Genomic DNA, 25055 nt, shown 5'->3' with positions numbered 1-25055 from the left:
CCAACGAGACTGTGCAGACATATCGCGAGCTGGCTGGACAACGTCCCGACGTGTACCTCACCTACCTCGCACGGAGCCTGAACACACTTGCCATCGGCCTGAGCGATTCAGGCCGACACGGACAAGCGTTCGCCTCCGCCACCGAGGCAGTAGACATCTGGGAGGAACTTGCCGAAAGCGACCCATCCATGCACAGCCCGAACCTCGAGAAGGCCCAGCTAAACCTCATAGCAATCGCGGCAATGCTGTAGAGGAACCGGCACCGCCCACCGTGCCGACGTCGGAGGGAACGCTGCTCGACGGCCTAACGCTTGTCACTGTTCAGGGCGAAATCGGCTTCGATGACCAGTCGCCCGGCAAGAAGATGCTGGTCAGTCCTGTTCCCATCTATATCGTGCCCCGCCGGGGGCACTTTCACACGCTGACCTGCGACGTAGTCGCCAGGTTCAGTGATACCCACCCCCAGCCCAACCCAAACACCTAGGGATTGTCGTCGGAGGGCCTCGGCCCCCAACGTCTTGCGGCGATCCCTCAACCACGGGATTCCGGCGACCACGGGACTCTGCGCTGATATCATTGATATCAGGAGGTAGATGCGATGACAGATATCTTGATTCGGGATGTACCCGAGCCTGCGATCGAGGAGATCGATCGGCGGGCCCGAGAATTGGGCGTCTCTCGGAGCGAGTTCCTCCGGCGGTGGCTCAGCAAGGACTTTCGGCCTGCCGTCCCGGTCACGACCGGAGACCTCAGTCGTCTCGGCGAGCTCGCACAGGACCTGAACAATCCCGAAGTAATGGGCCGAGCATGGTCGTGAGCGGTCGCCCGTGGTTGATCGACAAGTCTGCTCTGGTACGTCTCGGTCAGTCGCTCGACGCCCGCGAGTGGGCGATGCGAATCGAGCGGGGTCTGATCCGGATCTCCACGGTTACATTGCTGGAGACGGGCTACTCTGCGAGGTCCGCATCGGACCTCGCAGAACTTCTCGACCTCCCGCCGCTCGCGCAGATGCCAATCGAGTACATGTCCCCGGCAGCGGAAGATCGTGCGGTGGAGGTCCTTCGGGCTCTCGCGGACCGCGGGCATCATCGCGCGCCATCGATTCCCGATCTACTGATCGCAGCTACCGCAGAACAGGCGAAACTCACTGTTCTGCACGCCGACAAGGACTTCGACCTCATCGCCGAGGTCACCGGACAGCTGGTAGAACGGATCCGCTTCGACTCACCCTGATCACCGGAGAGACGGACCGTCAGCGGAGATCAACCAGATCCGGTCAAGTCCCGGGATGTGGTTAGCGAGGATGGTCACCTAGTAATCCGGTAGGTCCTATACATGTGGTTACCGGACAACAGAATCGGCGTTGAGATCATGCGGTGAGGGCGCGGTAGCGCGCTCCCCGTTCGCCGATGGATTTGGGCCTGTAGGAGCGCGCCATGAGGTCAAGTCCGGGGTAGCGGTGACCTTCGATCCATTCGTCGTGTCACTCGGCCAGCACGGCGCAACCAGGCCGATGATCGAACCGCAGTCGAGGAGGATCGCGACGACGTCGGTGCGGAAACGAATCTCTGTTCAACCGACCTTGCGGGTTGTTCGACTAGATGTGGCGCCAAATCTGTTTCGAAAACGCGTAGGACGCCAGCAGATCAGCCCGGGCGGCATCGAGGCGATCGACAACCTTCGGCAACTTCCCGGCCAGCGCGTCGAGCATCCGGTCGTATTGGGCCGCAAACGATTCGGTAGCAGCCTGATCGAATACCGAAGGCCGGCCGACACAGATGACACGTCAACACGCCTGGGCCGGGACCGGCTCGGCCTCGTTCGATAGCGCCGCCGCCTAAGTAGCTGTCATACCCAACCCAGTCTCGGCGGGAGGCGTTGCGGCGGTGTGTTGGCGCTCTCTCGGTCAGTCGAGTATGTCGTTGCGGCGCAGTCGGTCCACGACCGCGTCGGAGGCCAACTCGTCACGGAAGTCGGGGTGCAGCCAGTAGAACCTGATGAGGTAGTACAGCAGTGCGGGGTCGATCCGGAAGAGATGCACATCGATGACCAGTTCACGAAGGTAGCGCTGGTTCGTCTTGCGGATGATCCACGAACACCGCAGAGTCTGTAGCCCATCGGGATTCGACGGCGGCAGAACAACCGCCGCATTGTTCGAACTCGTCCCGGCTACCACCTCCGCGACGTCGGGCCAGTTCAGCCGCTGGTGCACTGAGCCGTGGTTGATTTCAATGCCCGCCGGTCCGATGGTCAACGCGGCTTTTCTCCGCAACGCCGACAGGAAATACCATGTACACCAGGCGGCGGCCACGGCGACGCCTAGAAATGCGAGTCCGCGAAGGTACCCGGTGACGCGATCGGAGGAATCCGAGTACTCCCGTAGAAAGAAGGTCGCCGCATACGCGGCGAGGAAAATGGTACCGAAACCGCACACGACGAGAAACGAGACCCGTAGCGATTTCGACATCGGCAGCGTGAGTTCGGGGCCGTGTCCGTGGTCGGCGGTGGTCACCTGCGGTGGCAATCGTGTGCGCCGGATTGTTTGCACGGGAAGAGCGACGGCGGCTGCTCCGGCCATAACGATCGTGCCGCTGGCGAGGAACACTGTTTTAGCCACACTGACGTCGGGACCGCTGATCGATGCGATGAGCAGCACCAAGAACCCGACAGAGGTGATCACCCCGAAGGGGACGGCAAAACGTATAGCCAGCTTCTGCTTGGCACTTCCGAACCCGTCCTGCCATGGCAAGAGGGAAACCTGACTTTCAGGCATCACGCATCACCCTTCTCTACTCAAACAGACCGCGGACACCGGCACCGGCCTGGTCTCCCACATAGGCACCCCGAGCCGCCGAAATAACCTCCACCCACCCCGAACACAACAGCAAGGACTGGTGAAACCACTGGAGCGGCCGGACCGGTGAGCCCGCCGAGAGCGAAGCCTGCCGCTGCCCCGGCCATTGATCCTCCAATGCCTCCGGCGGTAGCGCCGACACGCCGTTCTGCAACTGCGCGATCGCCCCGAGCGGGCTTAACTCCGGGGGGCAGTTCGGACGGCTGCGCGGTTTCTGGGTTCAGCAACCCGGGATACAGCAGTCGGACGGCCTTGTTGGGCGCCTCGGTCAGTACCAGCCTCGACAACTGAGAGGTGGCCAGATCGATGGCGGTCTTGGCGCCGACGGCGGTACTGCTGGCGGACTGAAGCGCTCCTTTCATGACCGGTCGCTGCTCACCAGCGGTTTGCCCGATGATTGAAGCCCGTCCGCCGTAGTCGGCAGGCAAGTCTCGCCGTTGTGGTCAAGCCTCGTGGTGTGGGGTGACGGCCAGCGAACCCAACAGGGCGAGGGCCTGGCTGCTGGGCGATGCCGGTTCGGCGTGGTAGACGACGAGTTCTTGGCCGGGGCTGGGACGGACGTCGAAGGTTTGCATGGTCAGGGTCAGGGGGCCGACGGCGGGGTGATCGAAGCGCTTACTCTCCAAGGCTTTGCCGCGCACGTCGTGGTGGGCCCACAGGTGCGCGAATTCGGGGCTGTGGTCGAGTAATTCGGTGAGAACCTGCTGAATTCGCGGGTCATGTCGTGCTTGGCCGTGGCCGAGTCGGAAACCGGCCACGGAGTTGCGGGCGACGTCGTGCCAGTCCCGGTAGAACGGGCGCGCGGCGGGGTCGGTGAATACGACGTGCATCAGGTTGCGCGAGTGGCTCCAGTCGTGGAACAGCGCGTCGGCGATCGTGTTGGAGGCGAGCACGTCGTAGGCGCGGTTGTAGACGACGGCCGGATTGCTGGGCCAGGCGTCCATGAGCTGCAGCAGGCTCGGATCGACGCGGTCGCGCACAGTGGCCGCCAGGGCGCGAGGGGTGAGCCCGGCCAGGCGGAACAGGTGCTGCCGACCATCCTCGGTCAACCGCAGCGCGGTGGACAGAGCTTCGACGACCTGGGCCGATGGGCCGCGCTCGCGGCCCTGTTCGAGCCGTATGTAGTAGTCGACGCTGACCCTGACCAGCACGGCAACCTCCTCACGCCGCAGACCCGGAACCCGACGGGGGCCGGTGGGCGGGAGATTCACCTCCTCGGGGCGCAGTTGCGCACGGCGGGCGCGCAGATAGTCGCCGAGTTCGGTGGATGCCACATCGGCCATCGTAGGGCGGGCCGCCACCACCATCCTGGGTGCGTTACTCCCAGGAGAACGGCGTCCTGTCGCGGCAGTCTCCTCCTCGAGATCGTGGTCGGCATGGATACGAAACAGAAGACGGTGCTCGTCACCGGTGCCAGCAGCGGGATCGGCGAGGCCGTCGCCGCCCGCCTGGCCGGTGCGGGACATCATGTCATTGCTGGCGCCAGACGGATCGATCGCTTGCAGGCGCTCGCTGAGCGCACCGGCGGCCGTGTGCACGCGGTGCGGCTCGATGTCACCGACCGTGCCGATGTCGCCGCATTCGTCGAGACCGCCAGGGAACGCACCGGACGCGTCGATGTCTTGGTGAACAACGCCGGTGTCATGCCGCTGTCCAGGCTGGATTCTCTGCTGGTCGAGGAGTGGAACCGGATGGTAGACGTGAATATTCGCGGTTTGCTGCACGGAATCGCCGCAGCACTACCGCATTTCGCCGCACAAGGATCCGGGCACTTCCTCACCGTGGCGAGCATCGGAGCTCATGAGGTGGTGCCGACCGGCGCGGTCTACTGCGGGACCAAATACGCCGCGTGGGCGATCACCGAGGGCCTGCGCCAGGAGTGCGATCCCTCCATCCGGGTTACCACCATCTCACCCGGGGTAGTCGCGTCCGAATTGGCTGACACCATCACCGAACTCGGTGCCGCAGAGGCGATGCGCACCTACCGGTCACACGCCATCGCCCCGAACGCCATCGCCGCCGCCGTCGCCTACGCCATCGATCAGCCCGCCGACGTCGATGTGAACGAGATCATCGTTCGCCCGGCCCGGCAGCGTTGACCATGTCGCTCCTGTGCATGCCCACTTGGAGGGTCCAGGTGGATGCGATATGGGGTTTGGTTACTGAGACCCTGCGCACAGCGCCCATGCCACGAGCATGGCCAGAACATCCTCCCGATACGCGAAATCGACTCCTATGTGCCACCCACCGACCAACCCGCCGCAAATGAGAGTTGGATGACCGCCCCTCAACGCTCGCAGTACGCCAACACCCGCTGTCCCGTTCGCACTCGAACATCAGAACATCGCGTGCAGCGAATCCGCCTAGGGGTGACGGGTTCGGCACTTTGCTGGCCAGCCGCCCAGCCAAGTGCCGAATGACCGCACTGCACTTGGGCTTCGACATCGTCTACCGCGATCGAACCGATCGCCAGCGGCGCGGCGAGAGGCGCTGCCAGAACCGCCTGGGCCCCGTTCGAACCACCGATACGGATTCGGCAACCGCGGACTGATTATCCGAACGTTGAAAGACAGGCTCGAAAGGTGGGCCCGCGAGCAGGTTCCGGCACGCGTGCCGAATATCAGCCTCGATCGACTCGGGGTCGCCGTAGCCATCGTCGCCATACACGGTGAGGATCTCGAAATCACTGGCCAGCTCGGCCAACCCGGGATCGAATGGTTCGAGGGTGTGGCCTATCTGGTGCAGAAGTGCGGCGATGTGTCCCGCCGCAGCCAGCAGGTTACCGCCGCCATCGAGCAGTCGTCGCGCGTGATCGCGTGCACGGCGCAGCAGGACATCAGCCTCACGGGCCGACCAATTCGACTCGATGGCGTCGATCAGGTCGAGTTCGCGCAGTGCTGTGAGGAACAATTCGGCGGCGTCGCGGCAGTCGCTGCGATGCAGGCACGCCAATTCGACCAATGCCGGTGAATCCAATCCCCGAGCCAAGGCCTGTGAGGCGATCATCGGCAGGTCCTCGCTGTACAACTCGCCCAGCGCGAATCGATCGGCGGCATCGCGAAGCTCCTCCATAGACGCCAGCCTGCGCGGGCAGCGGATTTCGGTCAACCACATATCCACTCCGTACGGGTCGCTCGGTCCCTGGGCGGAGATGGAGCCAGGCAAGCTTCGCCCCGCATCGCTGCATCAGGTGATTCAAATGAATCACCTGAGCCCGGTGTCGGAAACTTCCGACACCGGCTCGACGTCGATAACCAGTCCACCACTGAGAAGGCTGAGCGCGTCCGCGACGTCACGGTCCAGCTCGGTCAGCTCTTCATCGGTGAGGGGCCATCCGTCGTGACCGACCGGACGGAGCCCGGCGGCGCTGTGATGGAACGCCATTGGCCCGCCGGTGCGCGCGTTCGCGAGCTTCGCTCGATCCTCATCCTTCATGTCGTGCTCCGGATAGCTCGGTTCGAATCGGGGACGAGCTTCCCCGCTTCGACGAGCGCCGCGAAGGCAGCGTCTTTGGTCTCGCAGACGTCGAGGTGACATGTCCGATGCACCTGCATTGCAAGGTGTGGATCGCTGCGCCCCCACTCGCGATTGCGGTGGTCGAGATAGTCGAGTCGCACAGTCACCACCCCCGCAGCGGCAGGTAGGTGCGGGCGGATTCGGCCTCGAGGCGGGCCTGGAGTTGCGCGAACGGCAGGCCGTGGCGGTGGCGCGGCGGCCGGGGGCCGAATGCGGTGAGGGCCGAGAACACCCCCGCTGCGAAAAGAACGATGGCGAGAATGTCCATCCCGGTTCCCTCCGGTGGGCTGTCATGGGAGGCAGCACCACCGGGGATCAGCTACGAACTCACCCGGCGGCACCGCCCACCTACGAGACTCACAGCCAGCGAGAATGCCAACAATGGCACTCTCCGGAGGGTGCCCCGATAAGTGCCACCAGCCACCGAGAGGAGTTGTGGGAGTCAGTATTCCAACTGCAACAGGTCGGACATTTCACGCATCTCCGTAGTGAGGGTCCGGCGACGACCGATGATGCGTCCGAGGAGATCCTTCGCCATCCGCTGTTCGATGAGCCATGGCCTGGCTTCCCGCGAGAGGCATTGAAGGATCTCGAAACCCGCGTCGTATCGGCGCAGTGCGACGTGAGCGGACCCCACGTCCAGTAGGTGACGATTCCTGTTGTCCGAAGTTGGCCGTAGTCCGGTGGGAACGTCCCGTGCGAGGCGCAGAGCAAGGTCCGGGCGATCATCGACCACGGCGTTCTCTACGCGTTTCATCGCGACCGTCGCGGGGTCGAATGTCGTCCAATACTGGTGGTACCCAATCGATTCACGGCGCACAGCGATCGCCGCGGCTTGCGCGAGACGCATCATGTCGTCGGACTCGTCCGCGCGATTATCCCGGACCGCCGCCGCAGAGCCACGGAGCAGCAACCACCCCCAGGTTGAGATTTCCTGGGTGCTCGCCACCGACAAGCGCGGCTCGACCCGGTCGGCCCACTCCACTGCGAGCTGTCGCACCTGCTCAAATCGCCTCTCCACCAACAACAGCCAGCACAACGTGATCACGGCCGAGGCGGCGTCCAAGACATCGCCGGTTGATTCGGCGTCGGCCAATGCTTGTTCCAGGGCCGCCCGAGCGGACTGTAATTGCCTGGTCTGCACCATGACCGATCCGGCCAGTTGCAGCACCCGCGACCGCGTGAGCGGTGTCGCTGTCTTGCCATCCTCGATCAGACGCGGCAGTAGGCGCGCGAGCGTCTCGTATTCGTTGTGGTGGTAGAGCTTCACCGCGGCCGTCAGGGATTCGTCGATGCTGCGGTTCGGTACCGGTTCGGCCACCTCGATTGCTGACGCGGCAATCGCGTCACGCGTCGGCAACCAGAGTTCGCTGCCGTCGCCGTTCCCCTCGGGTGGGCCGGGATTCGGCCCGAGCAACGCGGTCAGGGGGCACGCTAGTGCCACCGCGAACCGGCGCAGCGTGTCCATGCGGACGTCTTCGCGCTCGCCCTGCTCGATCTTTCGAACCCACGACACCGAGACGCCCGCGGCTTCGGCCAATTCCTTCTGGGTGAGTCCGCGTCGCCTCCGGATCGATTGCAGGCGTGCGCCTATACCGGCCACCACACTCATGCCACCACGCTACGACTGGTCGCGTTGTTCGGGTAGGGGTTCTGGTGTTACGGATCGACGGGTGCGATTGGCGAATTCTCGTCACTGCCGCGCGCGCAGCAGATCCTCCGGTCCCCAATGGGCCGTGATCGGTAGGTCGCCGTCCACTCCGGATCGGGAGACCGCGACCAGCGGCGTATCGAACTGCGTACCCGGAACAGCGAGTACGCCGCGAGCGAGGGCGTCGTAGTCGTGACGGTCGAACGGCCGGTCTTCGAGCCATTTGATCGATCCGATGAAATGCACAGCGCTCGCGACAGGATCTCGGTCGGCACCGATCAGATCAAGCTCCGGGTTGTTCTGCCGATTCCACCAGCCGCCCACCGCCTCGGTCTCCGGCCAGCGGTCGTCGGGCAGCAGGCGCAGCAGGGATTCCCGGATCAGCGGCTCCACCGCGCGTCCGCGCCACGACGTCCATGAACGCTCAATCCGCTCGAGCGCCAGGTCCCCTCGGCCGCGTTCGATGAGAGGGATTGCGCGCTGCAAGAAAGCCAGCCAGAACCGCAGGTAGGAGTCGGCAATGCGGTAGCGCTTGTTTCTGCTGTCCGGTTTCGTGGATAGCGGCGAGTCCGCGGCCACTATTCGCTTGGCCTGCAAGGTGTTCAGCAGCGGTGCCAGAGTTCCCGCGGGCAGTGCGCCAGTCCCGCCCGCGGCGGCGGCAATTGTGCTGTAGGTGCGTTCGCCGCTGCCTATTGCCTCCAGCACGGCTCGTGAACGCGACGCCTCGGGGAACTCTCCGAGTAATGACAGTTCGCCCGCCACCAGCAGCGGCGACAGCGGATTCGTCGTGGCATCGCGCAGAAATTCCGCGCGGCTCGTGCCCGGTCGCCAGGATTGCACGATTTCTGGAAATCCGCCGGTCATCAAGAGCGCATCCATCGACTCGGCGGCCGAAAGTTCGGTCATGGCCTGCACATCCGCCAGATTCAGGGGTGCAACGGTCATTTTTGTCGCTCGCCCGAAGAAGGGGCGGCCGTGTGACTGCAACGCCTCCATCACCGAGATGTCGCTGCCCACCAACACCAGCAGGACCGGCTTCGCCGAAAGGTGTCGATCCCACACCGTCTGCAGCGCTCCTTCGAACTCGGAGTCCTGCTCCACCAGCCAGGGCACCTCGTCGATCACAACAATGCTCGCTGCATCGTCCGGCAAGGCGATCGCCAAGGTCCGCAGTGCCTGGTTCCAATCCGCCGCCGATATCCCCGTGACCAGTTCCGCTCCACTCAGGGGCGAGTGAGCCAGGGTGGTAATGAGGTCTTCCCGCTCGGTGGCGGGGTTGCGTCCCCGCGTCGCCTGGAAGACGACATACGGCAGACCGGGACATAGATTGAATCTAACTAAGACTTAATCTATGTAATGCAGGCCACGAATGCATCGAACCCGGCCCACGCTTCAGCGGTCGTCGCGAGCACCGTCGGCGGCTTCGAGATTCCCTCGTCGAGGTTTATGTCGAATATCTCGAGGCGAGCTTCTACGGGAGCGCGGCCCAGGTACTGGAGCTGCGAGTTGCCAATGACGAGGCGGAGGGCGCGGAGCAATTGGAGAAGTCCTTCGATGCCCGTCGCCGCCAGATGACGAGCCCGACCAGGCTACGCATCATCGCGTCGCGCGAAATGGTCGACGCGGCCGAGAAGCTCCATCACGCGGACGTCGGCGCCAGGGCCGCAGCATTCAACGACCCCGTCCCACCGGACCATCAGCTGAGTGGTCGGCGCTGGGTCACCGCTAGGTCGGCGTGACCGAGGACATCGGCAGCCACCCGTGCGGACAGGCCGGCGGCGTCCAGGATCGTCGCCATGGCGCCGCGGAAGCTGTGCGCGGTGATGTCGTCGGGGATGCCGAGCGCTTCGCGGACTCGCTACAACTGGGCTTGGACGTTGTCCGGATCCCTCATCGTCCACCTCGAGAAGAACGCACGAAAGGATGTCACCCGGCATATCGGGTTGCGGTACAAACCAATTCGGCTCCACACCGGTGTCTGTCCCGCGCTGTTAGCGCCCGGAACTCGTACCCCAGGAACGTGAACGATGTGTACTCATACGAGCTGGTCCGCTCAAAGTCCTTGCAGTAGGCGCCTTTTGTCTACTCCGTATGCAACTCCAGCGTCGCCTTGCGTCGAGTGAGCATCACCACGGCGAACTCCGGCAGGACGATTGGACCCTTGCGGTTCTTCGGATCGTGGTGCTGCACGGTCCGGACGAGTCCCTGCCCTGCGACTCGGACCACCTTCCCCGAGGTCCGCGAGATCTTGCCCGGGAGATCGATATTCGACCACAAGAGGGCGAGTCGATTGCCTTGGGCGACAACGGCTGCCGAGGCAGGCACCGTAGGCGATGATCTGCCACAATTCAATGGCGAGCCGAAAGATGCGATATGACACAAAACTACCTAGGCGCCCGTGCATGCCCTCAGGTAAGCTACCGCCCGGTAGCGTGCTTAATGTGAGCTACCGGGCGGAATCTTGCCCGGGTTACGGTCCAGCATGGGTTCGAAGGACGGCCCGGCGAGCAGGTCGGGCACGGCAAGACAGGGTAAAGGTGCAGGTGTGGATCAGCCGGCCGAGGTGGTCATTTGCCGTGCGACACGGCGTGATATCGATGAGATGGTGCGGCTTGTCACCGTAGCCTTCGCGGAGGACGACCCCATCGCGGAGATCGAGTTCCCAGGCGCATCCGTCGGTACTGGGCCGGAAATGAATGTTGTTGCGCGTGAACCGGTGTGGAGCGTTGCGTCGTAGCCGGCTCGCGGGGTGAAATCCCGCACATCACTTCTCGGGGGGATTCGAGTTTACCGAGGAGACTTCGTGTCTGACATTGCCACTGTCGGCATCGGCTGCCGCTATGCGGGCTGCATCGATGCACCGGAATCCTTCTGGGACTTCGTCGCCGACCAGCGCGACGGCGTCGTGGACATCGCAGCGCAGCGATGGGACTACCGGCGTTTCTACGATTCCGACAAGCGGACGCCGGGCCGCATGCGCGCCAAGCGCGCAGCCTTCCTGACCGGCGACCCGCAACCCCTTCCGCGATGAGACATTTCGCATAGCCAACCCGGCAAAACTACTAAAGCTGTTGGTGTACCAGGAATTTCACACATGTGCGGTCTCGAGGCGCGCAGGTGCGAGCTCGTCGTGAGGAAGGTTGTTGAGCGGTGACCCGATCAGATTTCCCCGTAGCTGTCGTAGGAATGGCGTGCAGGCTGCCGGGAGTTGCTGATCTCGACGACTTCTGGCGACTACTCGCCCGGGGGCGCGAAACCATTGGCGCCGCCCCGGCGGCGCGCGCGAATCTCAGCGAACGCGCAGGTTTTCTCGATTCCGTCAGCGACTTCGACCCGGAGTTCTTTGGCATCGCCCCCAACGAGGCCCGATCGATCGATCCACAGCAATTGCTCGCGTTGGAGCTGAGCTGGGAGGCGCTCGAAGATGCGGGGCTGGCCGATGTGGCACGCGAATCACGCCGGGGCGGGGTATTTCTCGGTTGCACCAACAGCGACTTCGCGGAACTCGTCACGGCCGCCGATGGACCCGGCATCACGCGCCACTCCCTGTGGGGCGCGACGCGCGGAATCATCGCCAACCGGGTTTCCAACTATTTCGGTTTCCACGGCCCCAGCCTGTTGGTCGATAGTGCTCAGGCCTCATCACTCGTCGCAGTGCACCTGGCGTGCGAGAGCCTGCGGGCGGGCGAAACCGATATCGCGTTGGCCGGTGGAGTCAACCTGATCCTCTCGCCGACCAGTGGTGAACGGATCGAACACTTCGGTGCGCAATCGGCACAGGGTCGGTGCTACACATTCGACTCGCGTGCGGACGGATTCGTGCGCGGCGAAGGCGGTGGCGTGATTGTCCTGAAACCGCTGGCGCAAGCAATCGACGACGGCGACCGGATTCACGCCGTAATCCGTGGTAGCGCGGTCAATACCGGCAATGAGCGGCGGGTGCTGAGTGCGCCGAGTCGCGAAGCGCAGGTCGCCGCGATTCGCTCCGCGCTCGATGCGGCCGATGTGCCCGCCGGTTCCGTGCAGTACGTCGAGCTGCACGGCACGGGAACGCCGGCGGGCGATCCAGTCGAGGCCGCCGCTCTCGGCGCGGCATATGGCTCCGATCGCGACCCGAGCTCGCCGCTGGCGGTGGGTTCGGTCAAGACGAATGTCGGCCATCTGGAAGGCGCCGCCGGGATCATCGGCCTCATCAAGACCGCACTCTGTCTGCGGCGCCGCGAACTCGTGGCCAGCCTCAACTTCGAGCGGCCCAACCCGGCGATTCCCCTGGATGATCTGCGCTTGCGTGTGGTCAGCGAGCCGGAGCACTGGGCTGCGACCACTATCCGGCGGGCGGGGGTCTCCTCCTTCGGCATGGGCGGTTCGAACGTTCACTTGATCCTCGACGAGGCACCGATCGCGGACATCGCGGCAACCGTCGAGCCCGAAGATGCCGACGGGGTACCGATCGTGCTCTCCGCACGCGATGAGGTCGGCCTCCGGGCGCAAGCGAGTCGGCTCCGTGGCTGGTTGGTGCGCCACCCGGAACCCACCCTTGCCGATGTCGCGCATTCGCTACTCACCGGCCGCGCCCATATGTCGTGGCGTGCAGGCTTTTTTGCGTCGAGCCGCGAGCAGCTCCTTTCCGAGCTGGGAGCGCTCGCCGAGCACGGCGGCGGTTCGGAAGCCAGCGCACCGATCGTCGAATCGTTGCCGAACGGCAGCCCTCGGCAGAGCCGGGAGTCGCTGCTGCGGGCGTATTGCGCTGGACTGCCGGTTAATTCGGCAGATTGGGCGACAGCAGGCGTCCGGGTTGATCTGCCGCCGTACGCATTTCGCCGCCGGGAGAACTCCGGGGGGCTCGCGTCCGTCGAGTCGCCGCCGGTAGCGCCCGCCACTTCCGACCGGACAGGCACTGCCGGTGACGACATCGAACATCGCACACCCTCCGGCAGCATCTTGGCGCAGAACCTGCGAGCGCTGCCTGAATTCCAGCACCACGCCGTGGTTCTCGCTGTGGTCCGCGAGCAGGCCGCAGCCGTCCTCGGGTACGAATCGGCCGACTCGATTCGCCACGACCTGCCGTTCACCGACCTGGGGTTCGACTCGCTCAGTGGCGTGGAACTGCAGAAACGCCTGACACGGGCGACGGGTGTGGAATTGCCGCGTTCGCTCATCTTCGATCATCCCACCGCCACCTCGGTGGCCGACCTGCTGAAGTCACGCGCCACCGCGACCGGTGACAGGCGTAGCCGGGTCACGCGGCGAACTACATCGGACGAGCCGATCGCGATCGTCGGCATGGGTGCGCGATTCCCGGGCGGTGTTACCTCGGCCGAGGAACTGTGGGACCTGATCGACGCGGGACGCGATGCGATCGGTGACTTCCCTGCCGATCGCGGTTGGGATCTCGATCGCCTCTACGATCCCGACGCCGACAAGGCGGGCACCGCGTATACGCGTCGGGGCGGATTCCTCAGCAGTGCAGGCGATTTCGACCCCGTCTTCTTCGGGATCAGTCCGCGTGAGGCCTTGGCGATGGACCCGCAGCAGCGAGTGTTCCTGGAGACCGCGTGGGAAGCGCTGGAAGACGCCGGGATCGACCCGACAACGCTGCGCGGCAGTGACACCGGCGTCTTCGTAGGAGCCTGCGCGTCAGGGTATTCCGGTCTGGTCACCGGCGAGCTCGAGGGCTTCCGGCTGACCGGCACCTCGCACAGCGTCATCTCGGGGCGGCTCGCCTACGTCCTCGGCTTGGAGGGGCCGGCGGTGACGGTGGATACCGCGTGCTCCTCCTCGCTGGTGGCACTGCACTCGGCGTGCCAGGCATTGCGCCAGGGCGAGAGCTCGCTGATCCTCGCCGGGGGCGTGACCATCGCCGCGACTCCTGATCTGTATGTCGACTTCTCTCGGCAGCGCGGGCTGTCGCGCGATGGCCGCTGCAAGGCATTCTCCGCTGGTGCCGACGGTGTGGGCTGGTCCGAGGGGTCGGGGGTGCTCGTGTTGGAGCGACTCTCCGATGCGCGGCGGCTCGGGCACAACGTACTGGCGGTAGTGCGTGGTAGCGCGGTCAACCAGGACGGTGCGAGCAATGGGCTCACCGCACCCAATGGGCCGTCACAGCAACGCGTGATCGAACAGGCCCTCGCCAACGCCGGATTATCGGCGGCCGATGTGGACGTCGTCGAGGCGCACGGCACCGGTACGACGCTGGGCGATCCGATCGAGGCACAAGCGCTGATCGCCGCCTATGGGCAGGCTCGCGACGACCGGGAACCCCTGCGGATTGGTTCGCTCAAATCGAATATCGGCCATACCGTCGCCGCCGCCGGCGTGGCCGGCGTGATCAAGATCGTCCAAGCGTTGCGGCATCGACGACTACCGCGCACCCTGCACGCGGAAATGCCGTCGCCGCATGTGGATTGGAATGCGGGTGCGGTACGGCTGTTGGCCGAGGCCGAACCGTGGGAGCGCGGGGACCGAGCGCGTCGGGCAGGGGTGTCGTCGTTCGGGATCAGCGGAACGAACGCACATATGATCCTCGAGGAAGCGCCTGTCGACGCGGCGGCATCGGATATTCCGCGCAGCGGCTCGGTTCTTCCGAATAACCAGGTGCCACTGGTCATCTCGGGTAAGGGCGAAGCGGCTCTGCGCGCACAGGCCGCCCGCTTGCGCATGTGGTTGTCGGAACGTCCGCAGCTGGATGTCGGCGATGTCGCCGGTGCGCTGACTACGACGCGAGCACAACTGGATTCGCGCGCCGTGGTGTTCGGACGAGACCGGGTCGAGCTGCTCGAGCGGTTGCATGCCTTCGCCGACGCGGGCAGTGCGGCCGACCTCGTCACCGGAACCGTCGTCGCGGGCCAAACGGCGTTTCTGTTCACCGGACAGGGTGCCCAGCGGGTTGGTATGGGCCGCGAACTGTATGAGGCATTCCCGGTTTTCGCGACCGCACTGGACGAGCTGTGCGCACAGTTCGATCCATTACTCGGACGAACACTGCGCGAGGTGATGTTCACCGACTCCACAGGCGTGCTCGACCGAACCGAATGGACACAACCCGCGCTCTTCGCGTTCGAAGTCGCGCTGTACCGGCTGCTGGAATCGTTCGGAACCGCACCGGACATCCTCGCGGGCCACTCCATCGGCGAACTGTCGGCCGCCCACGTCGCCGGAGTGCTTTCGCTACCGGACGCCTGCACACTCGTGGTAGCCCGCGGCCGGCTGATGGGCGAACTCCCCGAGGGCGGAGCGATGCTCGCCGTCGCCGTCGACGAGGCAGACGCGAACGAAATCATCGGCGGACTCGATGCGGACCTTTCGCTCGCCGCGGTCAATGGCCCGGCCGCCACAGTGCTCTCCGGTGCTACCGCCACGATCAACGCCGTCGAACAAGAGTTGGCAGCCAAGGGAATTCAGACCACCCGACTGCGCGTCAGCCATGCTTTCCATTCGGCACGAATGGATCCGATGCTGGCGGAATTCCGCACGATCGCGGAGGCGCTCACCTACAATCCGCCCCGGCTCCCCATCGTTTCCAACGTCACCGGACAACTCGCGGACGACACCATCACCACCCCCGAATACTGGGTGCGGCAAGTCCGGGCCACCGTGCGCTTCGCACCCGGAATCGACACCCTGCTCGCGAGCGGAGTGCGGCGATTCGTCGAAGTGGGACCGGATTCCGTGCTCAGCGCGGCGACCAACCGGTGCCTGGCGGCCGACCCGGCTATCGAGGCGTCGACCTCGGTTGTCGCTATGTCACGACGGTCGAATGATCAAGTGCCGCAGCTGCTCTCCGCGCTGGCACAGCTTCATGTCACAGGTGGGCCGGTCGACTGGCCTACACTGCTGTCCGATCCCGCCGAGCGACGAATCCCGTTGCCGACTTATGCATTCCAACATCAGCGGTTCTGGCTACGCCCGAGTCTCGCCACCACGTCCGGCACGTCGGGCCACCCGATCCTGACCGACGTAGTCGGCGTCGCCGGTACCGAGGAATGGTTGTGCACCGGTCGACTGTCCATGCGTGAACACCCATGGATCAACGACCATGCGGCGCACGGTGTCGTGGTCGTCCCGAGTGCGGTCCTGGTGGAATTCCTGCTGATCGCGGGCGAGCGGATCGACTGCGACGTGCTCGAGGAACTCACGTTGCAGGTTCCGATCGTCCCGGCCGAAGACGAGGAGATCGAGCTCCAGGTCGCTGTTCGGCCACTCGAGTCCGGGCGCCGACATTTCGACTTCTACTTTCGGAAGTCCGCGGATGCCCCGTGGGTGCTCAACGCGACTGGTGCACTCGCGCAACGGCATTCGGGCGATCCGGAGGTCTTGCGGCTGCTCGACCAGGCTTGGCCGCCCGCCGATGCGGAAGCGCTCGACGCGACACATATTCCAGGCCTGATGACGCAGGGCTCCGGGCTCGAATACGGCCCGGCGTTCGGCGGCGTCCACACTGTATGGCGACAGGCAGACGCGGTCTTCTCCGACATCACCCTGCGCACCGAGATGGGAGACCCGGCAAGCGCTTTCGGCCTGCACCCGACGCTGCTGGATATGACGGTGCACGCCGGACTCGCCGAATTGCTCTGGCGCGAGCTGGATCACGATCCGGGCTCGGGAAAGTTGCTGTTCCGCTGGGGCGGTGCGCGATTCCACCGGCCGATGGCCGTAGCCGACCGATCGGCGCAGCTGACCTCGCTTCGAGTCGCCGCCGTCGCGACGGGGCCGGAGACCATCTCCGTCGCGGCGGTCGATTCCGCTGGTCGACCGATCCTCTCGGTGGATGCCGTAGTCATGCGTCCGTATGACGTGCGGCGATTCTTCGATGGCCTGTCCGAGCACACGGCCGATCTGTATCGGGTGCGCTGGGAGCGCGCGGGCGGGGCGGTCGTCAGCGATCCGGGATCGGCTGCGGCGCTGGCCGATACCGCATTGGCGGGAATCGACGAGTCGTACGCCTCGGTCGAGGCGATTGTCGATGCGGGGCGGATTCCCACCGCGGTGGCCTACCGTGCGGAGTTCCCGAGCGACGAACCGGCCGATATCTATGCGACGACCCGACGGGCCGTGCACGAGACGCTTGCCCTGCTGAATTCGTGGCTGCGATACGAACGACTATCGGATACGCGGCTGGTCATCGTCACCAAGGGCGCAGTGGGAATCGCCGACGAAACCCCTGATCTCATCGCAGCGGCGGTGTGGGGTGTGGTGCGCTCCGCGCAGTCGGAGAATCCGGATCGTTTCGTCCTCGTCGACGAGGACCCGGCGGCGCCGCTGGATGCCGAAGCGCTCGCCGCCGCATTGCGCACCGAGGAACCTCAGGTCGCGATTCGCGGTTCCGAGGTGCTCGTACCGCGATTGGTTCGCGCTGAGACACACAGCGCCGAAGCCGATGTCGACGCCACCCCGTTCGGAACCGGAACGGTGCTGATCACCGGCGGCACAGGCGGATTGGGCGCGTTGTTCGCCCGGCATCTCGTGACCGAATACGGTGTCCGGGAGCTGGCGTTGACCTCGCGCCGGGGCTCCGACGCTCCCGGTGCGGCGGCCCTGGTCGAAGAATTGGCAGCCCTGGGCGCCCAGGCTCGGGTCATCGCCTGCGACGTCGCCGACCGTGCCGCGGTACGACAGCTGGTGAGCGGTCTGACCGGTACCGATGGGACCGCCGGTCTGAGTGCGGTGATACATGCCGCAGGTGTCCTCGACGACGGCACCATCGGTTCGCTGACCACTGAGCAGGTTGACCGGGTATTGGCGCCGAAGGTCGCGGGTGCGTGGAATCTGCACGAATCGACCGAGGGTATCGATCTCTCCGCATTCGTGTTGTTCTCCTCGGTTGCCGGGGTGATCGGTTCGGCGGGGCAGGGCAACTATGCCGCCGCGAACAGTTTTCTGGACGCCCTGGCCACGCGGCGACGCGCTGCCGGATTGGCGGGGACGTCCTTGGCGTGGGGACCGTGGAGCGAAGCGGGCGGAATGACGGGCGACCTGGACCCCGCCGCCGTCGCGCGGTGGGATCGCCTGGGACTCGGGCAAATTGAACGCGCTAAGGGATTGCGCCTGTTCGGTGCCGCACTCGCACATAGTGAAACGCGCTTGGTTCCACTTCGTTTCGATGCCACCGCACTGCGTCGCGGGTCCGATCCTCACTCGCTGCCATCGGTACTGCGCGGGTTCGGACGGCGCCCCGCCGACGTCGCGAGATCCGCCAACGGTGGTGCGGCGATCGCGACATTGGCCGCGAGGCTGGCCGAGGCGGGTTCGGACCCGGGTTCCGACCGTAGCGCCGAACTGACGCTCGAGACGGTGCGCGCCCAGGTCGCCGCGGTACTCGGACATGATTCCGGTGACTCGATCGATGCCGAGAAGCCGTTCCGGGAACTGGGTTTCGATTCACTGGGCGGAGTGGATCTACGTAATCGGCTCGGTAAGGCCACCGGTCTGTCGCTGCCCTCGACACTGGTCTTCGACTATCCGACGCCCGCGGCGGTGGCGAAGCTGATCCAGTCGAGAGTCGCGCCGGAACCGGCGGCGCAGCGTGAACTGGCAAAGAAGCGAGCGGCTGAGCAGGTGGCGTCGAGCCCTTCGCACACCGATGAGCCCATCGCGATCGTCGGCATGGCCTGCCGCTACCCGGGTGGTGTCGAATCCCCCAACGCGCTCTGGGATCTGGTGTTCACGGGAACGGACGCCACCAGCGATTTCCCCGCCGACCGCGGGTGGGAGCTGGACCGACTGATCGATCCGGACCCCGACAACCCGGGTACCACGTATTCGGGCCGCGGCGGATTCCTCACCGGTGCCGCCGATTTCGACGCGGGCTTCTTCGGAATCGGTCCCCGCGAGGCGGTCGCGATGGATCCGCAGCAGCGGTTGCTGCTCGAGGTGTCGTGGGAGGCACTCGAACACGCGGGTATCGACCCGACATCGTTGCGGGGCAGCGACACCGGTGTCTATGCGGGCGTGATGTACCAGGACTATGAATCGTTGACCCGCAACGCGGGGCCCGAGGTCGAGGGTTACGCGCTCACCGGATCGCTGGGCAGCGTGGTCTCGGGGCGTATCGGCTACGCCCTGGGACTGGAAGGCCCTGCGCTGACGGTGGACACCGCGTGCTCTTCATCGCTGGTAGCACTGCATCTGGCGTGCCGCGCGCTGCGGCAGGGGGAAGGTTCCATGGCCCTGGTCGGCGGGGCCACGGTGATGGCCACGCCCGCGGTGTTCCTCGACTTCTCCCGGCAGCGCGGTCTCGCCTCGGACGGGCGCTGCAAATCGTTCTCCGCGGCCGCCGACGGCGTGTCGTGGTCGGAGGGTGCGGCCGTCCTGGTCGTCGAGCGGCTCTCGGACGCACAGCGGCTCGGCCACACTGTGCTCGCGGTCGTCCGTGGCAGCGCTGTCAATCAGGACGGTGCCAGCAACGGTTTGACCGCGCCCAACGGCCCGGCACAAGAACGGGTGATCGCCGAGGCCCTGGCGGACGCCGGATTGACACCCTCGGAGGTGGACGCCGTCGAAGCGCACGGCACCGGAACCACCCTGGGCGACCCGATCGAGGCGCAAGCCTTGATCGCCGCGTACGGGCACGATCGAGGCGATCGCCAGCCCCTGCGAATCGGCTCGCTCAAATCCAATATCGGACACGCGCAAGCGGCCGCGGGCGTCGGCGGAATCATCAAGATGGTGCAGGCCATGCACCATGGCGTGCTGCCGCGCACCTTGCACGCGGAAGAGCTGTCACCGCACGTCGATTGGTCCTCGGGGGCGGTGCGAGTACTCACCGAAGCCGAGCGATGGCCCAGCGGTGACCGGCTACGCCGCGCCGGCGTCTCGTCATTCGGCATCAGCGGGACGAATGCGCACATCATCCTCGAGGAGGCGCCCGCGACCGCGACCGCACCGGTTCTCGACCCGTCGGCGAATCCGAATGCCGTCGCCCTGATGGTCTCGGCGCGATCCGAGGTGGCCATGCGCGCGCAGGCGGATCGGTTGCGCCAGTGGATGATCGAACGCCCGGCGCTCGCGGTGCGGGATGTCGCCTCGGCCCTGGTCGGCACCCGGGCGCGACTGGACTGGCGGGGCGGGGCAGTCGGTCGCGACCGTGACGAACTACTCGCCGGATTGGCTGCCCTCGCCAGCGGGCAGGCCACGCCTACAGCCGTAGCCGACACGGTGACCCCGGGGCGAGTGGCGTTCCTTTTCACCGGGCAAGGTGCTCAGCGGCGCGGCATGGGCGCCGGGCTCTACCGCGACTACCCGGTCTTCGCGGGCGCCCTCGACGAAGTGTGCGCCGTATTCGATGGCCATCTCGGCGGATCGCTGCGCTCGGTGATATTCGATGCCCCCGAAAGCGGGCTGAACCGAACGGAATTCACTCAGCCCGCGCTGTTCGCCTTCGAAGTGGCGCTGTTCCGACTGCTGGAGTCCTTCGGCGTCGTACCGGACGTAGTGGCCGGACATTCCATCGGTGAGCTCGCCGCAGCGTATGTCGCGGGCGTGTGGTCATTGTCGGATGCGTGCGCACTGGTGGCGGCACGGGGGCGGTTGATGGGTGGCCTGGCCGAAGGCGGTGCGATGCTCGCGGCGGCCGTTTCCGAGGAGCAGGCGGTCGCGGTGGTGGCCGACCACTCCGATCGCCTATCGGTGGCCGCGATCAATGGGCCTGCCGCCGTGGTGCTTTCGGGCGATGAGGACGCCGTCGCCGAGGTCGAGCAGCTATTCGAACAGCGCGGCATCCGGACGAGTCGGCTACGGGTCAGCCACGCGTTCCATTCGGCGCGCATGGACCCGATGCTGGCGGAATTCCGTACTGTCGCCGAACGATTGAGCTATCGGCAGCCACTGCTGCCGATCGTTTCGAACGTCACCGGCACCGAGGCGGGCGACGCCGTCTGCGACCCGGAATATTGGGTGACGCAGGTGCGTGGCTGTGTGCGTTTCGCACCGGGAGTGGACACCCTGATCGAGAGCGGTGTTCGGAAGTTCATCGAGGTCGGCCCGGATGCGGTACTCACCGCCATGACGTCGGCCTGTCTGGCGCAGCACCCCGAGGTGGAGACGAAATCCACCGCGGTGGCCGCGTCGCGGCGGTCGATGGACGAGCCGACCGCGTTCGTTTCCGCGTTGGCGAGGGCCGATGCCGCCGGTGTTCCCGTCGACTGGTCGCCAGCTCACGGGGCGACGGGACATGTCGCCTTGCCTACCTACGCATTCCAGCGCCAGCGCTATTGGGCTCGGCCGGTACAGGCGAACGATGTTCGGAGTTCGGGACTGGAAGACGCCGGCCATCCGCTGCTCGGCGCGATCGTCCGGATACCGAGCTCGGAGCAGGTGGTGTTCACCGGTCGGCTGTCGCGGAGCACGCAGCCCTGGCTCGAAGAGCACGCGGTCGCGGGCACGGTGCTGTTGCCCGGCGCCGCCCTGGTGGAACTCGCGCTCCATGCCGGGGCGGCCACCGGGCGCCCGCGATTGACCGAACTGGTGATCGAGGCGCCGCTGCCGATACCGGCGGGTGCGGGGGTCGAGCTACGCCTGGTGGTGGGCGAACCCGACGACTCGAACGCCATGACGGCACACTTCTATTCGCGAACCGAGAGCGCCGAATCCGACGGCGACCCGCAGTGGGTGCGCCACGCCGTCGCGACCCTCACCGACGATGCGTTCGCACCGTCGAATCCGGGCGGCTCGCACGAGTGGCCGCCCGCGGACGCCGCGGTGATCGCCGTCGACGACGGTTACGCGGCACTGGACGAACGCGGCTACGGATACGGACCGGCCTTCCGCGGTGTGCGGGCGGTGTGGGCGCGTCCCGAGGAGGCGTTCGCCGAGATCGCACTGCCGGATTCGGTGCGCGACCAGGCCGGGGAGTTCGGCATGCACCCCGCCCTCCTGGATTCCGCACTGCACGCGATCCTGCTCGGTGGACTGCTTCCCGCGCCGCCGAGTGGTTCGGTCTTCGTGCCGTTCTCCTGGGAACACGTCGACCTGCGTGGCCTCGGAGCTACCGCACTGCGGGTGCACGCGCGGGTTTCCGATTCCGGAGCCGAACGCATCACCTTGAGCTTCACCGACCAGGCCGGTACCCCCATCGGTGAGGTGGGGGCACTGACGCTGCGCACCATTGCGACGGGCGCGCTCACCGGCGTCGAACTCCAGCGCGACAGCCTCGGTTACCGCGTCGATTGGGTGGTGCGGCCACAACCGGACGGTGACACGGTGAATGTCGTCTGGGATGCTGGCACGCCACAAGACGCCGCACCCGACAACACCGGGGTCTACGAGATCGCCACCCTCGGCGGGCGCAGGCATATGGTCGTCCGCATCGAACCGGCGACCGACCCTGAGCGCTGGGTCGAAGGTTCCTCCCGTCATCCCGGCGGTAATTCCGACCAGCCGCTGAGCCTCCCCGACTCGGTGCGCCAGACGGTCATCGGCGTCGCCGCGCGGGTGCGACGACTGCTGGCTGGTGATGATCCCCTGGTGATCGTCACCAGCCGGGCGGTCGCGGCCGAGCCCGGCGAGCGTATCGATCCGGCGAGCGCCGCGGTGTGGGGCCTGCTGCGGACAGCACAGAGCGAGCACCCGGACCGGATCAGGCTCATGGACGTCGGCGGAGAGCGTGACTATCGAGCAGCCGTGGAATCGGCGGCGACGATCGTCGACGAATCCCAACTGGCCGTGCGTGGTTCGGCGATGTACGTCCCGCGAGTCACGCGCGACTCGGGCGCTCTGACCGCCCCCGACGGTGCCGCGTGGGCTCTGAACCTCCGCGACAACGGGACCCTGGGCACGGAGAACTTCGGGCTCGACGAGAACCCGGGCGCCGCAGCCACCCTCATGCCGGGCCAGGTCCGGGTGAGTATGCGAGCGGTGGGCCTGAACTTCCGGGATGTGCTCATGGCATTGGGCAGCTACCCTGATCCGCTCGGCCGAATCGGCGGCGAGGGTGCGGGCGTCGTACTCGAAGTGGCGGACGACGTCACCGAATTCGCCGTCGGTGAACGCGTTTTCGGCTTCACTCCCGGTATGGGTTCGGTTGTCGTGGTGGACCATCGCCTGCTCGCACCGATGCCGCAGGGCTGGTCGTTCGCCCGAGCCGCGGCCGTTCCGATCGTGTACGCGACCGCCTACTACGGTCTGGTCGACCTGGCCGAGGCCCGCTCCGGTGAGACATTGCTGCTGCACGCGGCGACCGGCGGCGTCGGTATGGCCGCGGTACAACTCGCTCGGCACCTGGGGTTGCGAGTACTGGCGACAGCGAGCAAGCCCAAATGGAACGTACTGCGCGACATGGGTTTCGACGACTCGGACATCGCCGATTCACGCACCCTGGACTTCGAACAGAAATTCTCCGACCGCACCGGCGGCGCCGGCGTGGACATCGTGCTCGATTCGCTGGCGGGCGAATTCGTCGACGCTTCCTTGCGCCTACTCCCCCGTGGCGGCCGATTCGTCGAGATGGGGATGCTCGACCGTCGCGACCCGGATGAGGTCAGCGCACTGCACCCCGGCGTGCGCTACGCCAGTTTCATGCTGATGGAAGCGGGACCGGAGCGGCTACGGGAGATTCTGCAAGCCCTCGTGGCACTGTTCGACGGCCGCGATCTGACGCCGTATCCGATCACCACCTGGGATCTGCGGCGCGCCCCGGAAGCCTTCCGCCACCTCAGCCAGGCCCGGGGCGTCGGTAAGAACGTGCTGACCGTCCCGGCACCGCTCGGCACCGACGGAACCGTCCTGATCACCGGCGGCACAGGCGGTTTGGGTGTGGTGGCCGCACGCCACCTGATCACCGCCCACGGTGTGCGCAGGCTCGTACTCGCGAGTCGACGCGGCGCGGATACGCCCGGCGTGGCCGAGACGGTCGCCGAACTCACCGCACTCGGCGCGCACGTGGACGTCGTCGCGTGCGACGCGGCGGATCGGGCGGCACTGGACCGGCTGCTCGCCACGATTCCCGCCCAGCATCCGCTGGCCGGGGTCGTGCACGCGGCAGGCGTGCTCGCCGACGGCCTGCTCGCCACGATGACCGACGAGCAGATCGCAACGGTACTGCGTCCCAAGGTCGACGCCGCATGGAATCTGCACGAAGCCACCGCGGGCATGGATCTCTCGGCCTTCGTGCTCTACTCCTCGGTCGCGGGGGTGCTCGGTACGGCGGGCCAGGCCAACTACGCCGCCGCCAACACCTTCCTCGACGCACTGGCGCAGCACCGGCGCGCCGAGGGACTCCCCGCGACATCCATCGCCTGGGGGCCATGGCAGCAGAACAGCGGTATGACCGGCCATCTGACCGAAGCCGATCTGGCCCGGCTGCGACGAGAAGGCCTGCTACCGCTGAATGCCGACGAGGGCATGGACCTTTTCGACGCGGCGACGGCCGCCGGCCACCCGACCTCCGTGGCGGTCCGCATCGATCGCGACGCGCTCGGCGCGGGCGATCCGGCCGGTGTGCGCCCGATCATGCGAGCACTGTCCAGGCCCGGGGCGCGGCGCGGGGCGGTCGCCGAACCGGCGACGGCGGAGATCGCCGCTGGTTCGGGTCAGTTGGTCACCCGCTTGCTCGGTCGTTCCGCCGAGGAGCAGAAGCGGGTCCTGCTCGGCGTGATCGGCGTGCATGCCGCGGCCGTGCTCGGGCACACCGGCGCCGAAACGCTGGACGCGGACAAACCGTTCAGCGCGATCGGGTTCGACTCGCTCGGGGTGATGGAATTCCGCAACAGGTTGAAGACGGCTGCGGGAGTGCAGTTGTCGGCCACCGCGATGTTCGATCACCCGACCCCGGCGGCCTTGGCCGAGTTCCTCCGCCAGGAGTTGGTGCCCGCCGACGCTGACGCGCGAGCGCTCGCCGCCGAAGTCGACTCGCTCACCAGAAGTTTCGCCGATGCGGAACTGACCTCGTCGGAACGTTCCGACCTGGCCAAGAAGTTGTCCGCGCTACTACGCAAGCTCGAGGACGTAGCGGCCGATTCGATCGACGACGCCGGCGATCTCGATTCAGCCGACGACGACGAGCTTTTCGAATTCATCGACAGCCTCAGCTGAGCTGAGAGA

Annotated in this window: 15 protein-coding genes and 2 pseudogenes; 7 read left to right on the top strand and 10 right to left on the bottom strand. The window is 66.0% G+C overall.

Annotated elements, in window-relative coordinates:
• The 3 genes from NU1_RS16295 to NU1_RS16280 all read left to right on the top strand — a co-directional run.
• Positions 1-251 (top strand): tetratricopeptide repeat protein (locus NU1_RS16295; RefSeq protein ID WP_218027838.1); only part of this gene is annotated, 251 nt, incomplete at its 5' end.
• A 347-nt stretch (positions 252-598) separates the two neighbouring features.
• The gene (gene vapB / locus NU1_RS44250) at positions 599-817 is read left to right on the top strand and encodes a type II toxin-antitoxin system VapB family antitoxin (protein ID WP_067522308.1); all 219 of its coding nucleotides are present in this window, start codon (positions 599-601) and stop codon (positions 815-817) included.
• On the top strand, positions 808-1233 hold the full coding sequence (locus NU1_RS16280; RefSeq protein ID WP_067522306.1) for a PIN domain nuclease: 426 nt from the start codon (positions 808-810) through the stop codon (positions 1231-1233). The genes vapB and NU1_RS16280 overlap by 10 nt, the downstream gene beginning before the upstream one ends.
• A gap of 136 nt (positions 1234-1369) precedes the next feature.
• On the opposite strand, the pseudogene NU1_RS43260 reads toward NU1_RS16280, so the two are convergent.
• From NU1_RS43260 to NU1_RS16270, 3 genes and pseudogenes are all read right to left on the bottom strand, one after another.
• Positions 1370-1762 (bottom strand): annotated as a pseudogene (locus NU1_RS43260) (transposase); the annotation flags it as partial.
• A gap of 144 nt (positions 1763-1906) precedes the next feature.
• On the bottom strand, positions 1907-2773 hold the full coding sequence (locus NU1_RS16275) for a hypothetical protein (protein ID WP_157552386.1): 867 nt from the start codon (positions 2771-2773) through the stop codon (positions 1907-1909).
• A 524-nt stretch (positions 2774-3297) separates the two neighbouring features.
• Positions 3298-4137, bottom strand: a complete 840-nt coding sequence (locus NU1_RS16270; protein WP_067522302.1) for a helix-turn-helix transcriptional regulator — start codon at positions 4135-4137, stop codon at positions 3298-3300.
• 93 nt (positions 4138-4230) lie between these two features.
• Here NU1_RS16270 and NU1_RS16265 point away from each other — a divergent pair, with 93 nt between their 5' ends.
• Complete coding sequence (locus tag NU1_RS16265) at positions 4231-4953, top strand: SDR family oxidoreductase (protein ID WP_067522327.1); 723 nt, start codon at positions 4231-4233, stop codon at positions 4951-4953.
• A gap of 349 nt (positions 4954-5302) precedes the next feature.
• On the opposite strand, the gene NU1_RS16260 is transcribed toward NU1_RS16265, so the two are convergent.
• The 7 genes and pseudogenes from NU1_RS16260 to NU1_RS16235 form a co-directional block, all read right to left on the bottom strand.
• Entirely contained in the window at positions 5303-5926 is a 624-nt protein-coding gene (locus NU1_RS16260; protein WP_067522301.1) for a hypothetical protein, read from the bottom strand.
• A gap of 132 nt (positions 5927-6058) precedes the next feature.
• Positions 6059-6289, bottom strand: coding sequence for a hypothetical protein (locus NU1_RS16255; protein ID WP_067522299.1), 231 nt, complete (start codon positions 6287-6289; stop codon positions 6059-6061).
• A 184-nt stretch (positions 6290-6473) separates the two neighbouring features.
• A complete protein-coding gene (locus NU1_RS41490; protein ID WP_157552384.1) occupies positions 6474-6638 on the bottom strand; it encodes a hypothetical protein in 165 nt (54 codons plus the stop codon).
• Between the two features lie 174 nt (positions 6639-6812).
• Entirely contained in the window at positions 6813-7982 is a 1170-nt protein-coding gene (locus tag NU1_RS16250; protein ID WP_067522296.1) for a helix-turn-helix domain-containing protein, read from the bottom strand.
• 81 nt (positions 7983-8063) lie between these two features.
• Entirely contained in the window at positions 8064-9173 is a 1110-nt protein-coding gene (locus NU1_RS16245; protein ID WP_245720149.1) for an ATP-binding protein, read from the bottom strand.
• A gap of 559 nt (positions 9174-9732) precedes the next feature.
• Positions 9733-9921 (bottom strand): annotated as a pseudogene (locus NU1_RS40355) (tyrosine-type recombinase/integrase); the annotation flags it as partial.
• Between the two features lie 182 nt (positions 9922-10103).
• Complete coding sequence (locus tag NU1_RS16235; RefSeq protein WP_157552382.1) at positions 10104-10346, bottom strand: site-specific integrase; 243 nt, start codon at positions 10344-10346, stop codon at positions 10104-10106.
• Positions 10347-10566: 220 nt separating this feature from the next.
• Here NU1_RS16235 and NU1_RS16230 point away from each other — a divergent pair, with 220 nt between their 5' ends.
• The 3 genes from NU1_RS16230 to NU1_RS16220 all read left to right on the top strand — a co-directional run bounded on the left by NU1_RS16230 (position 10567) and on the right by NU1_RS16220 (position 25046).
• Positions 10567-10758: a hypothetical protein gene (locus NU1_RS16230; protein WP_067522288.1), complete on the top strand. Its 192-nt coding sequence runs from the start codon at positions 10567-10569 to the stop codon at positions 10756-10758.
• 66 nt (positions 10759-10824) lie between these two features.
• On the top strand, positions 10825-11052 hold the full coding sequence (locus tag NU1_RS16225; RefSeq protein WP_067522286.1) for a beta-ketoacyl synthase N-terminal-like domain-containing protein: 228 nt from the start codon (positions 10825-10827) through the stop codon (positions 11050-11052).
• Between the two features lie 119 nt (positions 11053-11171).
• Positions 11172-25046 (top strand): type I polyketide synthase, encoded by a 13875-nt coding sequence (locus NU1_RS16220; RefSeq protein ID WP_245720148.1) that lies wholly within the window; start codon positions 11172-11174, stop codon positions 25044-25046.
• Positions 25047-25055: the final 9 nt, after the last annotated feature.

The sequence above is a fragment of the Nocardia uniformis NBRC 13702 genome, from assembly GCF_001613345.1.
GTDB lineage: Bacteria > Actinomycetota > Actinomycetes > Mycobacteriales > Mycobacteriaceae > Nocardia > Nocardia uniformis.
The sequence above is the reverse complement of the archived record's forward strand: the minus strand, read 5'-3'. Positions and strand labels throughout refer to the sequence as shown.

Coding starts and splice junctions, on each gene's coding strand:
- vapB (WP_067522308.1), top strand. CDS start 599: ATGACAGATATCTTGATTCGGGATGTACCCGAGCCTGCGATCGAGGAG.
- NU1_RS16280 (WP_067522306.1), top strand. CDS start 808: ATGGTCGTGAGCGGTCGCCCGTGGTTGATCGACAAGTCTGCTCTGGTA.
- NU1_RS16275 (WP_157552386.1), bottom strand. CDS start 2,773: ATGCCTGAAAGTCAGGTTTCCCTCTTGCCATGGCAGGACGGGTTCGGA.
- NU1_RS16270 (WP_067522302.1), bottom strand. CDS start 4,137: ATGGCCGATGTGGCATCCACCGAACTCGGCGACTATCTGCGCGCCCGC.
- NU1_RS16265 (WP_067522327.1), top strand. CDS start 4,231: ATGGATACGAAACAGAAGACGGTGCTCGTCACCGGTGCCAGCAGCGGG.
- NU1_RS16260 (WP_067522301.1), bottom strand. CDS start 5,926: ATGGAGGAGCTTCGCGATGCCGCCGATCGATTCGCGCTGGGCGAGTTG.
- NU1_RS16255 (WP_067522299.1), bottom strand. CDS start 6,289: ATGAAGGATGAGGATCGAGCGAAGCTCGCGAACGCGCGCACCGGCGGG.
- NU1_RS41490 (WP_157552384.1), bottom strand. CDS start 6,638: ATGGACATTCTCGCCATCGTTCTTTTCGCAGCGGGGGTGTTCTCGGCC.
- NU1_RS16250 (WP_067522296.1), bottom strand. CDS start 7,982: ATGAGTGTGGTGGCCGGTATAGGCGCACGCCTGCAATCGATCCGGAGG.